11 protein-coding genes are annotated in these 13,572 nt (G+C 42.0%); 5 read left to right on the forward strand and 6 right to left on the reverse strand.

From position 1 onward, the window contains the following. The 3 genes from JK628_RS04620 to JK628_RS04630 all read left to right on the forward strand — a co-directional run bounded on the left by JK628_RS04620 (position 1) and on the right by JK628_RS04630 (position 5,013). A complete protein-coding gene (locus tag JK628_RS04620) occupies positions 1-1,614 on the forward strand; it encodes a PepSY-associated TM helix domain-containing protein (protein WP_202288100.1) in 1,614 nt (537 codons plus the stop codon). Positions 1,615-1,997: 383 nt separating this feature from the next. Further along, a complete protein-coding gene (gshB, locus tag JK628_RS04625) occupies positions 1,998-3,035 on the forward strand; it encodes a glutathione synthase (protein ID WP_202288102.1) in 1,038 nt (345 codons plus the stop codon). Then, positions 3,019-5,013, forward strand: coding sequence for a flavohemoglobin expression-modulating QEGLA motif protein (locus JK628_RS04630; RefSeq protein ID WP_202288104.1), 1,995 nt, complete (start codon positions 3,019-3,021; stop codon positions 5,011-5,013). The genes gshB and JK628_RS04630 overlap by 17 nt, the downstream gene beginning before the upstream one ends. 705 nt (positions 5,014-5,718) lie before the next feature. Here the strand turns inward: JK628_RS04630 and JK628_RS04635 are convergent. Then, positions 5,719-6,141, reverse strand: a complete 423-nt coding sequence (locus JK628_RS04635; protein ID WP_202288105.1) for a hypothetical protein — start codon at positions 6,139-6,141, stop codon at positions 5,719-5,721. A 139-nt stretch (positions 6,142-6,280) separates the two neighbouring features. On the opposite strand from JK628_RS04635, the gene JK628_RS04640 reads away from it, so the two are divergent. Then, entirely contained in the window at positions 6,281-7,435 is a 1,155-nt protein-coding gene (locus tag JK628_RS04640; protein WP_202288107.1) for an IS110 family transposase, read from the forward strand. Positions 7,436-7,818: 383 nt separating this feature from the next. Here the strand turns inward: JK628_RS04640 and JK628_RS04645 are convergent, their stop codons facing one another. From JK628_RS04645 to ppiC, 5 genes are all read right to left on the reverse strand, one after another. Further along, positions 7,819-8,253, reverse strand: coding sequence for a hypothetical protein (locus JK628_RS04645; RefSeq protein WP_202288109.1), 435 nt, complete (start codon positions 8,251-8,253; stop codon positions 7,819-7,821). A gap of 117 nt (positions 8,254-8,370) precedes the next feature. Continuing rightward, entirely contained in the window at positions 8,371-8,694 is a 324-nt protein-coding gene (locus JK628_RS04650) for a hypothetical protein (RefSeq protein ID WP_202288111.1), read from the reverse strand. Between the two features lie 88 nt (positions 8,695-8,782). Beyond that, positions 8,783-9,388, reverse strand: a complete 606-nt coding sequence (locus JK628_RS04655; protein WP_202288113.1) for a hypothetical protein — start codon at positions 9,386-9,388, stop codon at positions 8,783-8,785. 126 nt (positions 9,389-9,514) lie between these two features. Continuing rightward, positions 9,515-10,707, reverse strand: a protein-coding gene (locus tag JK628_RS04660; protein ID WP_202285272.1) for an IS3 family transposase whose coding sequence is annotated in 2 segments (ribosomal slippage) — positions 9,515-10,399 and positions 10,402-10,707 — 1,191 coding nt in all. Because the reading frame shifts where the segments join, the coding sequence is not laid out codon by codon here. 1,606 nt (positions 10,708-12,313) lie between these two features. After that, positions 12,314-12,592: a peptidylprolyl isomerase PpiC gene (ppiC, locus tag JK628_RS04665; RefSeq protein ID WP_202288115.1), complete on the reverse strand. Its 279-nt coding sequence runs from the start codon at positions 12,590-12,592 to the stop codon at positions 12,314-12,316. A 165-nt stretch (positions 12,593-12,757) separates the two neighbouring features. On the opposite strand from ppiC, the gene JK628_RS04670 reads away from it, so the two are divergent. Beyond that, positions 12,758-13,537, forward strand: coding sequence for a CLCA_X family protein (locus tag JK628_RS04670; protein ID WP_202288117.1), 780 nt, complete (start codon positions 12,758-12,760; stop codon positions 13,535-13,537). Positions 13,538-13,572: the final 35 nt, after the last annotated feature.

Here is a 13,572-nt window from a genome sequence, read left to right on the forward strand (position 1 = left end):
ATGAATACTCAAACGCTAAATAGCCAAACTGCAAATACGCAGCCGAAAAAGGTGATTAAAAATTTAACTGAATCACATAGTTGGATTGGGGTCATAATCTCGCCACTGTTGTTTCTTATCTTTTGGGCGGGTGCGGTGACGCTTTTTTATGAAGAGGTGAAGCAATGGGCTGTAGCGCCGCAATTTCCAGTATCGATACAGCAGCAAAAAATGCCGTTGCAACAAATAGTCGAGGCGAAACTAAAGCTGTATCCCTTTGATTATCAAGAGCATATGATGGTGCAGATGCCATCGCATTATGATCCCTATTATAAAGTTTATCTCGACCTTATTCGGGAAGAGGGCAAAGAGGATGAACATGGCGAAGTGGCTTCGCTGCTGGTTGATAGTCAATCTGGTGAAACCATCGCCAATAAAGAGGATTTTTTCTTAGGTGACTTCCTCTATCAACTGCACTACAACCTCAACTTACCAGCGGGTACCTATATCGTTGGTATCATCAGTTTGTTTTTCTTCTTCGCCCTCATTTCGGGTATTTTTATCCATGCAAAAAAACTGTTTCGTCACTTTTTTCAGTATCGAACAGATAAGAATCGCAGAGACAAACTACTTGATTTGCACAATGTTGTTGGCGTAATGACTCTGCCATTCACACTGATGTATGCCTTAAGTGGGTTAGTGTTTAACTTGGCCATTGTGTATCAAATTGCTTTTGTGGTTTTTATCTATCAAGGCGACCAGAACACCTTGTTTAAAGATGCTGGTTTTACTCTGTTTGATGAGCCTCGCATTGAGCAGCCATTGGATATGACAGCTGCTTATAAAATTATTGAAGAGACGAGAAAGAGAGATGACTTTGCAGTGAGTAATGTCATTTTTTATAACTACGGTGATGAGGCGGCTATTATTCAAATACGCGGCGATAATCTATCTCATTTTTCACAAAATGATGAGTTCTTCTATCGCGTTAAAACTGGCGAGTTACTGAATAAAACCGACATTACTAACTACAACGTATTTCGCAAAGGGCGGGAGATTATTGCGACGTTGCATTTTGGCGATTTTGCTGGTGTTGATGTGCGGATTCTCTACTTCATACTGTCGTTAGCTATCTGCGCGATGATTGTTGCAGGAAACATGTTGTGGCTTGATAAACGCAGCCTGCAGCAGAATGTATCGGCTCGTAGTATCAGCTTTATAAGAGGCTTGTCGGTGGGGGGCTGTGCTGGCTTAGTCTTGGCTACAGCGGTGGCATTTTTGGCGGAAAGGATCATTCCTGCATCAATAGCCATCCGTGCAGATCTCATGGTTTATGCCTTTGTCATTAGTTTGCTGGCAACGATGCTATTAGCTTATAGAGTCGACAATAAAAAGCGTTATATTCGGCAAGTCATTTTTGCCACCGTTGCGGTACTCATCATTACCTTAGTTGCGGATTGGTTGATGTTTAGTGAGCAAATAATACAGCTATGGCAAACCGGTTTTAGAAGTGTTGTTGGCGTTGAAGTGGGCATCTTATTGTTTATTGCCGTCGGTGTTTTTTGCATTAAAAAACTATCAGTTCACAGCGAGGCCAACGTAGAGGAAGTAACAGTCGACCCCATTCTAGAGTAACCTAAGGGAGCCGCTGGTTACAGCTACTGTAACCAGCAACAGCTAAAGCCCTCAGGTTAAGCGTCTATGGCTATAATTACGCGGCTTACAAAAGCCGCTCTGTAGCTAGCTGGTTCTAAGATGCTTTTTATCGGTTTTTTGAAATGCTTTATAGCAATTAAAGTAAATTTTATTCCACGGAATATTTTTATTTGTGTTTTTCAAAAAGTGGTGTAAATTACGCCGCCTTATCTAGTTCAACTTGTATTGATAGATAGATGTCATAGTCTGATTCTGGTGATTTAAGCCGAATTATTGTGTTGTTTATTTTGAGTACTCTACACCTCCCCAAGCCAGTCCTGGCCCAAGATCTTTAGAGCATTCCGTTTTATTAAGAGATCCATTTGAAAATTTTATTTTTGATGTACCCATGGGAAAACATCGAGCCTGAAACCGATACTACTATTCGGTTGATCCATGAGTGCGTTGCGCGCGGCCATACTGTTGCGCTAGCGACTACCAGCAATTTAACCATGCGCGACAGTGAAGCGAGTGCGTTTTGCCGTGTGTTTAGCAAGGAACAGCCGGTACCTAACAATATCGTTTCATTTTATAAAAAAGCGCAGTTTAACACCCTGCGTTTACCGTTAGCGGGTTTTGACAGCATTATTATGCGTGCCAATCCACCGCTTGACACTATCGCACTCAATTTCCTTGATTCAGTGCGTGATGATGTTTTTATCATGAACGATATTGATGGTCTGCGAATTGCTAACAACAAGCTGTATACCGCATCGTTTGACGATCCAACCAACCAGTTCATTCCGGTGACTCATGTGTCAAAAACACCTGAGTATTTAGAGGAGGTGCTGCGAGAGTCAAAGACCGACAAGATGATTATGAAGCCACTCGATGGCTATGGCGGCCAAGGCGTTATCTTGGTGGAGAAGGCGGCGCAAAAGAGTTTTCACTCGTTGCTCGAGTTCTACATTAACAGCGGTAAGGGCGGAAATTACGTTATTTTGCAAGAGTATGTCGAAGGTGCTGAGCAAGGTGATGTGCGTATTCTAATGCTAAATGGCGAACCCATTGGTGCCATGAAACGTATTCCGGCTTCCGGTGAAGTGCGTTCAAACATTCATGCTGGTGGCAGTGTGGTCAAGCATACGCTGACCAAGAAAGAGAAAGCCCTTTGTAAGCATATTGGCCCTAAGCTGGTGCGTGATGGCTTGTTCTTTGTCGGCATTGATGTGATTAACGAAAAGTTGATTGAAGTTAACGTGCAAAGCCCTGGTGGCATCATGCGGATTAACAAGTTGAACAACGTTAAGTTGCAAAAGAAGGTTATTGATTTTGTTGAGAGTGTGGTTAATGCCAAAGAGGCGTTAAACATCAGAAAAACGGCGTTTAGAAAGGCTATTGACGATGCTCATATTAACTGAAAAAGAGTGTATTGCTTTAATCAACAAAGGCGAGTGCTTTCAAGCTGAGGTCGATGGTGGCTCATTCATCGTGAAGATTGATGAGTACTCACCCGTGGTGTGCACGGCTATCCACAATGGCCACCGCCTGCGAGAGGATCTGAAAAAGAGCTTCTTACTCACTAAGCCTGAACGCTTTTATGAGGAGGACCCATACACAGATGAGCTACTGTCATCTTTTCCCATCGTAATGATTGGCAACGACTCACGCTTTGAATATGACTTAAATCGCCCCAAAGCATTGTCGACCTATTTTAAAACGGCGTGGGACAAGCAAGTTTGGCAAAAGCCGCTAACGCCAAAGCAGCGCAGCGAAAGCCATGCTAAACATCAGTCTTTTTATAATGTACTTGAGGCACTAATAACGAGGTTAGAGCAGCAGTTTAAAAACAGTATTGTGTTTGATATGCACTCCTATAACCATCAACGCATAGAGGCTGATACACCTACGTTCAATATTGGCACTAGTCAGATTGATATTGAGCGCTGGGGGGCGACTTGTCATCACTTCGAAAAGCAGCTTAATAAGATTGAACTGCCGAACTTAGTGGTACGCGCTGCCACTGATGAGGTGTTCCAAGGCCGTGGTTACTTGATTGCGCATATTAATGCTCACTTTGACAACACCTTGGTATTGCCTGTCGAAGTCAAAAAAGTGTTTATGGATGAAACCACGGGTGAGCTGTATCCACTGGTTTTAGAGGAGCTTAAAGCTGGGGTTAAGCAAGCTATATCGGAAACCGCAGCGTATTTTATGCGCCGCTTTGGTAAGCGGAAATCGGTGCGAAATGTTGATCTGTTGTCGTCGACGTTAGCGCCGGAGATCTTGTCGCTTGATAAGAGCTTATTTAAGTTGGCCAATAACGTCGCGACACTGAAATATATTAATCCGATTAATATCGCTAGCGAGCGCAAAAAGTTTTTGGCTCGTAAAGGTGCTGTTGCACCTGAGTTTAACTACAAACAGCTGAATTTGAATCCGTACCAGTTTAGGGAGCAGCTGTATAGGTTACCGGTCGAAAACGTTATGGATGCCGATATTCAGCAGCTATATCGCCATGTGATTGATAACTTAGCGACTAAGATTGACCTACTTTGCTCTATTGGCACTGACGATTTTGTTTATAACTCGCTGAAATATTATGGCCAGCCAGATAGAGACGATATTGCCAATGCAGAGTTCTTATTACGCGCGCCAGCGATTGTGGGCGATGATGAGCAGCCGATATTTGATGCTGACCATGCGGTTAAGTCATTTCAAAAGCAGGCTGATGAGTGGGGGCTTAAGTGCAAAGTAGAGAAAACATCGCGCATCGTCGCCAAAGCGATGGTGAACAATGAAAAGGGCACTCTGTTAATTAATAAAGATGCCATGTTCAGCGCTAAAGAGTTAATCGCATTTGCATACCATGAGCTTGGCGTGCATATGTTGACCACGATTAACGCTAGGCGTCAGCCGCTACGGGTACTGTCTCTTGGTTTAGTGGGTAATACCCACACCCAAGAAGGCGTGGCGATTTACAGCGAGTATTGCTCTGGAAACTTAACCTTGAATCGGTTGAAGACCCTAGCGATGCGAGTGATAGCGGTAAATTTAATGCTGTCGCAACGTGATTTTTCAATGACGTTTCAGACACTCATGCGTGAATATGGCCAAACCACAGAGCAGGCATTTACCTTAACCACCCGCGTCTATCGTGGTGGTGGCTTTACTAAAGACTTCCTCTATTTAAAAGGCTTTAGAGATATAGTTAATTTGAGTAAAACCATGCCATTGGATAACTTACTGGTGGGTAAAGCGGGTTTACTCGACCTAGCCATTATCAGTGAAATGGTAGAGCGCAACATGCTTGAAAAACCAGTAGCGCTATTTGGGCTGCAACATACAGTGACGCCCGATACTGCAGTGATCGATTACCTAGTATCAGCGATTCGATAATTGCCATTTTTGTATCGCTAGCCATTAGCATGGCTAGCTTGGAAATGGACAGAAATGAGATAGCTTAGCAGAACAACTTGGGAATCATCCCGGCAAGGCTTCTGAGCCGGGATCTAGTGCCATTACCTAAAACATCTACTTATAATGGAAAGCAGCCCATCCACTATGTTCCTTTGCAAGCCGCCGTGAATACCTCCATGTAGGCTCTGCTGAAAAATCCCTTTTTCAGAAGCTTGCACGTTCCACTGCAGATGGTCTGCCAGCGAGTTCAGAGTAGCGTCTAGCTCATTTCTGGACAGAAATGAGATAGCTTAGTAGAACAACTTGGGAATAATTGGGAGTAATCCCGGCAAGGCTTCTGAGCCGGGATCTAGTGCCATTACCTAAAACATCTACTTATAATGGAAAGCAGCTCATCCACTATGTTCCTTTGCAAGCCGCCGTGAATACCTCCATGTAGGCTCTGCTGAAAAATCCCTTTTTCAGAAGCTTGCACGTTCCACAGCAGATGGTCTGCCAGCGAGTTCAGAGTAGCTTCTAGCTCATTTCTGGGCAGAAGGGAGTTAGTGCAAAAGCTCTGAAAATGACTTTTGGCATTAGGGAAAGTATTGCAATCGGATAACGCCCAATTAATGGGCTAAAAATAGTGGGCTAAAATGGAGCGAAGCGAACAGTCCGCTGTTTTTAGTCCTATTAAATTGCTTGTTATGTTTTTTGTACTCTGAAGTCTAACTTATCCGGCCGTGATATTAACCAAAAACTAATTACAGTTACCTGAGCAACACTAAAAAATAAAGCAATTTGCATCATATGGGGCTTAAGTAACGGAAATACTTCTGGAAAAATAGGATAAATTACAAAATATGATATAGGCAATAATGAAATAAGACTGCCAATAAAAACATAATGAATTAACTTTGTAAATTTATACTTATTAAGAATCAGATGAGTAGGAAGCCCAGCAAAAAAAGTAACTATATATGAAATTAAAGCGGTAAATAAAAACAACCAAACTCCTTCACTTAGCTTATTTGCACCACCTGAAAAAACACTAAAAATTAGAAAAACAAAACTATTAACAAGTGGAGCTATTATAAACGCAAGTAATCTTCTTTGATTGAATTTCATACTTGCTCAGTACTCCATAAATGAGAAAAACATAGACATAATGACTCCCCACTAAAGATGCTGATCTCCAATCAATCGTGGGTTAGCTGAAAGCCAGAGCCATAATAGTTTTGTTAAAGAAACTAAATCGGAGATCAGCATGAATAAACATAACATACTTTTTATTGGCCTTGATACACATAAAGAATTTGTAGAAGTTGCTTATATTGAAGATCAAAGAGGAGCGCAAGCGGTTCATTTTGGACGAGTTTCAAGTGCGAAAGCCTCTATCACTAAGCTGGCTAGGCAGTTTCAATCTAAGTATCCAGAAGCAACCTTACACTTTGTGTATGAGGCAGGACCCTGCGGTTACTGGATCTACCGATTGCTTACCAGCCTAGGTCACTGTTGCTATGTTATAGCCCCTTCACTTATTCCCAAAAAGCCTGGTGAGAAAATTAAAACCGATAAACGTGATGCGCTTAAATTAGCAAAGCTGCTTAAGTCGGAAGATCTTACCGCGATTTATGTTCCAGAGCCTGAAGATGAAGCTATCCGCGATTTATCTCGTGCTCGTGAGACCGCGATGAAAGATTTAAAAGACGCCAAATACCAGCTTAAAGCGCTTCAGCTAAGAAACAATATTAACTACAGAGGCACTGCTAATTGGTCGCTAAAGCACTTACGCTGGCTGACTGAACTGATATTGCCGCACCCGAGTCAACAGATTGTCTTGCAAGAATACTTACAAACCATTTCAGAGCGGATCGCGAGGCTAAAACGGCTAGACAATGAACTTGAACATCACGTTAAAAAGTGGCGTTACTATCCGGTCGTCAAAGCCATACAAGCATTACGTGGAGTGAGGTTATTAGTTGCAGCAGGGGTCATTGCTGAGTTAGGCGATCTAACTCGCTTTGATCATCCTAGAAAGTTAATGAGCTATGTTGGCTTAGTGCCTTCAGAGCACTCGAGTGGCGGCAAGCGGCATGTGGGTGCGATAACGAAATGCGGCAATGGTCGAGCAAGGCGGTTATTAGTCGAAGGGGCTCACTCCTATCGCTACCCCGCTAAGATCTCAACCGAGATGCAAATAAGACAAGAAGGTTTACCGAAAGATATTGTTGATATCGCATGGCAAGCGCAGTTAAGGCTATGTCGTCGATATCAAAAACTCATGCACAAGGGCAAACATAACAACGTAGTCGTGACAGCCATTGCCAGAGAAATGATTGCTTATATTTGGGCTATTTCACGAGAAGTGGTACTGACAAAAGTTAACCCCAAACTACGGTTATCGAGAGTACCTGCATGATAAACGATTTTGAGCTAATACAGTGGGTCAAGCATCGGATGTGACACGATCACCGAGGGCGTTAGGATGGCAATGCGGTTAGCTCCGTATTGAACCACGAACATAGACTGAAGACAGGTGTCACGACGGATTATGTAAGGTAGGCGCTGCTTATTGAAAGATAAGTAATCCACGGATATCAGCATGACAACCGACGAAATTACTTGCTTCATCGACTGTGTTAGCTCAATCCCAATTTGGATGAGAAGAAAAGATAAAGGCTTAAGTATTTAGGCCGGTATCGTCATGTTCTGCTTGACGTGGGGAGTCATACCAACGCCCTAATAATGGGCTAAAAATTGTTTGCTAAAATGTGTAGCGAAGCGAAACCGAGCAAACTGTTTTTAGTCCCGCTTGATTGGCTTGTTATATTGCCGTGTAAACTGCTCATATTCAAGTGCCTGTAAATCCATGACATTCTCTACAATATAGCTTTTTGAACCGTAAGTGATTTCAACTTGCATAATACGCTTAGAATGTTTTTCTAATACTAAGTCTAAACGTTTCCATGGTGCTACTTCAAAGTTTCTAATTTGCGCAGGAAATGAAGTTATACGTTCACCTGACTCACTCAGGGTTACAATAATTTCTGTTAACTTTTGACCATCGTTTGATTGGTGTGGATACACCAAAACAATCCAATTATCTTGTTCTCCAGAAACAAGCCTATTTATACCAAAGTTGCTAGCCTCCTTATTCGTTAATACTTGAGTAGACATTGATACTGAAGTAGCAAAAGCTAGAAAAGGAATCATGATTAGAACTAGCAGATAGCGCATAACTCTCCGGCAATATAACGCCGCGCACAGCGGCTTGCGAACTTGGCGGTTTTTGTGCTGCGCAGCTGCACAAAAAGTGACAGGTTTGACAGTCCGTTGCTGCGCCTTGTTAAATGCCTATACGCTAATTGACCCATTTACCCAGCCTTGAATTAGTTGACCGATGCTAGATGCCACCTTTTGGTAAGCAGATTCGCTTGGATAAAATGCCCAAATATCTGGGAAATTTGCTCTATAACAAAACTCAATGCCATCTGTACCAGCATGCCCAATTACAAGATGCTGGAATTCTGGATTAACAGTTGCCATTGATAGAGGCAGTATCAGTTGTAAGTAACTATCCTCATGAAAATACCCGCCTTCGAATTCAGAAAGATATTCGTTACAACCAAAACTCTCTGATAGGCATTTCTTAGAAATCACTCGAATTCCTTCCGGCATTTAACGCCCAAATAACGGGCTAAAAATAGTGGGCTAAAATGGAGCGAAGCGAAAAGCGCGCTGTTTTTAGTCCTTGTTGATTTGCTTGTTATGTACCGATTTCGCACAACACTTTGATTACATTAACATGTTCGTTACCAACAAGACCAACATCTTGGTGAAACCTAATTCCTGAGCGTTTAACTTCTGCAGCATCCAATGCTGATTTTGAATGCTTAGGGTCATTATTTATTAGCGCAATTGATGCGTGCCATTTGAATTTGTCTAACGAAAACATTAGACGGCTCTTATATTTATTAAGCACCGAAAGTACATTGGAATACTCACTCTCTATTGCTTGAGTCGCAACAATATATGGGTAATCGACATAAACTGTTGTCTGGTGATTTGGAAATTCATCTTCTCGTTTAAGTACAGCTCGATAAGCTTTCATTGAGTTATCTATTTCACCGATAGCCATAAAAGCTCGAGCTTGCGCAGAGTAAGCGCGAACATCTTCATATTTATCTGTTCGTGTTTCAAAATATTTATTTATTAAGCGTAAGGATATTAAAGGGTATGAATTTGCTAAATATGAAGATTGAATAACAAGATATTGATCTCGTTGAGTACGAGCACGTTTTAACTTCGCGTAAAACAGCGTTTCTATTTCATCATTCCATTCATTATTTCTATACCAATCATCAGATGACATAGCTTTCCTTAGGTACATAACGCCCTTGTTAACAGGCTAAAAATAGTTGGTTAAAATAAGCGACGCAGGAGCAAAAACCAACTGTTTTTTGTGATCTTCACCCGATAAAATAGACACCGTCCATTTTCAAAATAATCTCTGCTCAAATTCAACAGGTGTTTTATATCCTAAGCTCGAATGTAGGCGCTGTCTATTGTAGAAATAGTTTAAATAACCTTTGAGCTTAGAATGTAATTTAGTGCTCGTTGCAAATGTGTTCCCTCTGATCACATCCGCTTTCAATGAATGAAAAAAAGACTCAACCTCAGCATTGTCTGTACAACAACCAGGCCTGTTCATGCTGGCTATAATGTTGTGACACGCTAAATACTGCTGAACCACATGAGCTCTGTACTCTGCCCCTCTATCGGTGTGAAAAAGGACAGTCTCACTGGGTTTACGCTTTTTTATTGCGAGTTTCAAGGCCTTTAAAGTCAACTCAGTTGTTTTGTTCTCCCCAAATGCCCAGCCTATTACTCGGCGGGAAAACAAGTCGATGACAACAGCTAAATAATGCCACCGAGCCCCTACTTTTAAGTACGTAATATCTCCAGACCATTGCTGGTTCATATCTGTTGCTTTGGCCATATCTTTACGCCTATTTTCAATGGCTTTGTAGAAGAACTTTACTTTCGCTGGTTTACTGTAAGTCTTTAATGCTCGAGCCCTTAGGCCATTCTCTCGCATCAATCTAGCGACTCGCTTTTCACTGGTAATAACGCCTTCTTTTATAAGAGCATGAAATACACGGGGGCTACCATACGTTTGGTGATTGGCATTAAATACTTGCTCAATCTTTATCAGCAAATTAGCATCAGAAACTGCTCGTGAAGATATAGGGCGATGACACCAAGCATAATAACCACTACGTGAGACTTTTAGCCATGAACATAGGTATTTGACGCCTAGTGTTTTTCCGAACTTTTGGATGAATCCAAATCGTTCTGATGTACTTCCGCCAGATACCGTTGCCACTTTTTTAGCAATTCATTTTCCTGCTTAAGTCGCTCGTTTTCTTTCTTTAACTTCTGGAGAGTGTTCAGCTCACTTTTAGTAGGTAGCTTGCTCATAATTTCGTTGTTACTTTGATAGCGAGAGGCTTTAGAAAACTTACCTTCTTTATACTCTTTACGCCAACGACTCAGCATTAACGGGTGAATATCAAGAGCCAGAGCAACATCCTTAGACATGACATCGTCTCTTAAGCTTAGCTGGACTGCTTTGATTTTGAATTTTACAGGGTAAAACCAAGTCTTTCTTGGTTGGGTATATCTAGGCATTTTAGCCTCCTCAAAGTGATGAAGAGGTGTCTACTAAACTGGGGGAAGAGCATTGTCCTAGTTGAACAGCTTGTTATACGGTAAGGGGAACTACCCTTACCAAGTACTCGGCTTTCAACAGACTGATTATGCACAGAAAAGCATAGTAAAAGCAAAAAACTCACCCAACACTACCAAAGGCACTTTAACTCTAAAGCGTTTACCTGCAAGCAAAAGCACTTACGTTAAACGCTTTAGAGTTTAAGTGCTAATAATAAGCGTAGAACACGTCAAGTTTTTGGTTAGATTTTATGGTGTTTACCACGTGCTTTCTTATGCTGTAGAAAGACGGACTTTTGCCGCCTTTAAATCAAATACTACCTCAAAGAGCGCTTTACGTTACTTACCGTATAACATTTGTATATACGGCTTGCGCGTTTTGCCAAGCCATGTTGAGAAAGCGTGCACAGTAAAAAGTCTGAAAAGTTCATTAATAACAGATTATTAAACATTTACGCTTAAGATTGTATCCAATACACCTAGGGAGAAAAGTGAGTCGCACACTTTGCTTTCCGGTTATCTGAACTTTTCATGAACGCACACTTACATCTTACTGAATTTACGCCTCTTTTTCTTTTCACTCAATAGCAAACCGTGAACTGATTTGGCAAAATTTGGAGATTAACCGCACAAAACCGATACTACTGTATAAAAGTACAAGCATTGGTTAACTAAAAGGTTTTCGCTAGACGGAACCCATACCTTTCCGACTGATGAGAAAAAGTATTACAAAGAGGCCAGTGTTGCATAGGACAAATTACTGGAGATAACACGTAATGGGGCATTTCCGGGTTAAGCATCAAACCGCAAGGGGATAAATTGAAACACCTGTTACCTTGTGTAGATTCGGCTGAAGCCGTCGAAAACATGGATGTTTTCGTTGAGCTTACACGGACGTACTTGAAGCGTGCTTCAGCGGTGTCTGCACAGACCTCGCTGGAGGCGATTAATAGCCATGAGACCACAAGTTCAAATAGGTTGCTTGGCAACACCAATCAAAAATGTAATCAGTCTTCATTCGAAGGCCAACTAACTTTGGGGCATAAGTGCTTTAGCTGCTGCCCAAAGCGGTTCCAATTGCTTGCTGCTGGACAGGATGTCCGAATGTTCTGATCATATATCAACCTAGAACCTCTAATACTCAATCCTAGAGCCCGGAACCTAAGTCCGATACAAAACTTTAGTAACGTAATAATTGCCAGCAACTTGGTTGGCTGATCTATGTCCGATACAAAACCTTAGTAACGTAATAATTGCCAGCAACTTGGTTGGCTGATCTAAGTCCGATACAAAACTTTAGTAACGTAATCATTGCCAGCAACTTGGTTGGCTGTTCTAAGTCCGATACAAAACCTTAGTAACGTAATAATTGCCAGCAACTTGGTTGGCTGTTCTAAGTCCGATACAAAACCTTAGTAACGTAATAATTGCCAGCAACTTGGTTGGCTGATCTATGTCCGATACAAAATCTTAGTAACGTAATCATTGCCAGCAACTTGGTTGGCTGATCTAAGTCCGATACAAAACTTTAGTAACGTAATAATTGCCAGCAACTTGGTTGGCTGATCTAAGTCCGATACAAAATCTTAATCACATGCCAACCGAATTTAGTTTTCACTAAATGTGGGGTGATCAATTCGCCGCTAAAGCAGACTTTATCGAACTGTGGCACCATCTGACCTCTTTTAAACTCGCCTAAACTACCGCCTTTTTTACCTGACGGACAGCTAGAATGCTTCTTGGCCAGCACGTCGAATTTAACGCCTTTGTTCAATTGCTTGATAATATCTTCAGCAAGCTCTTTATGCTTAACCAAAATGTGCAGTGCAGCTGCAGTTTTTGCCATGTTTAGGCCTATGTCATGATGAAACTAATAGGGTGATTATAACGTTTAATCTAAAGGCTAAGCTAGGGCGGGTGATAAGTTGATATGTAATTGGTATAAGCACGGCGAGATCGCTTTATAATGAACATTGAATTAACTGAGTCTGTTAAAAAGTAGAGTTTATTTGTGTTAAAAAGCCGAAATTATAACCGCATTGGTCCTGATTACCGTTTTGACGAGCAAGTCAGTTTTGTTGATGTCAAAGAGGTGTTTGGCTTAGGCCATATCCGCTTAGGTAAGTGGGTTGAAAATGCTGAGCGCGATAAAGCGGCAAACCTGATTTTTGACTCTCTTGCAGACTTGGCTTTTATCTTAAAGCTGCCGCCAAAAGCGCTGGGGCTTAGACAGACACTCAATTTGGCATTTGGTAGTGGTGGGCAAAAAGGAGTGCAGGCGCATTATGCGCCAGATAGATGCGAATTGGCATTGGCCAAGAATGCTGGAGCTGGAGCGCTTGCCCATGAGTTTTGGCATGCATTTGATCACTACATCGCCCCAAAATCATTTCATACATCACCGAAGAGAATCTCTTTTGCCAGTCATAGTTGGATAGCTGATGTTAAGCCGATTACTCATCCGCTTAATTTGCGGCTAGAGCGCGTATTTGAAGTGAGTATGCTCAGTGAAAATGGTGAAGATGGGCATGAGTATGTTAGCCGTGCGATTGCCCTTGATAAGCAACATGGAACCCAATACTTTTCTAAACCGACCGAATTAATGGCGCGCGCTTTTGAGTCCTGTATCGAGTCCCATGACGGTATTCGTAACCCGTATCTGGTGGATGAGACATTAAAGTCAGCACTTTTTGACGCGGGTGGCTACCCAACAATTGAGCATCGGCAGCAGATCTTCCAAGCCTTAATTGCCTATTTTGAACCTCTGGGTGAGGCACTGGGGAAAGAGTAACATTGAAGTATGGGAGGCGCTAAAGACCGCAGTAG

It is taken from the genome of Shewanella sp. KX20019 (assembly GCF_016757755.1).
Lineage (GTDB): Bacteria > Pseudomonadota > Gammaproteobacteria > Enterobacterales > Shewanellaceae > Shewanella.

What these genes read in the sequence shown, in the direction of transcription:
- JK628_RS04620 (WP_202288100.1), top strand. Translation starts at nt 1, where the DNA reads ATGAATACTCAAACGCTAAATAGCCAAACTGCAAATACGCAGCCGAAA.
- JK628_RS04630 (WP_202288104.1), top strand. Translation starts at nt 3,019, where the DNA reads ATGCTCATATTAACTGAAAAAGAGTGTATTGCTTTAATCAACAAAGGC.
- JK628_RS04635 (WP_202288105.1), bottom strand. Translation starts at nt 6,141, where the DNA reads ATGAAATTCAATCAAAGAAGATTACTTGCGTTTATAATAGCTCCACTT.
- JK628_RS04640 (WP_202288107.1), top strand. Translation starts at nt 6,281, where the DNA reads ATGAATAAACATAACATACTTTTTATTGGCCTTGATACACATAAAGAA.
- JK628_RS04645 (WP_202288109.1), bottom strand. Translation starts at nt 8,253, where the DNA reads ATGCGCTATCTGCTAGTTCTAATCATGATTCCTTTTCTAGCTTTTGCT.
- JK628_RS04650 (WP_202288111.1), bottom strand. Translation starts at nt 8,694, where the DNA reads ATGCCGGAAGGAATTCGAGTGATTTCTAAGAAATGCCTATCAGAGAGT.
- JK628_RS04655 (WP_202288113.1), bottom strand. Translation starts at nt 9,388, where the DNA reads ATGTCATCTGATGATTGGTATAGAAATAATGAATGGAATGATGAAATA.
- ppiC (WP_202288115.1), bottom strand. Translation starts at nt 12,592, where the DNA reads ATGGCAAAAACTGCAGCTGCACTGCACATTTTGGTTAAGCATAAAGAG.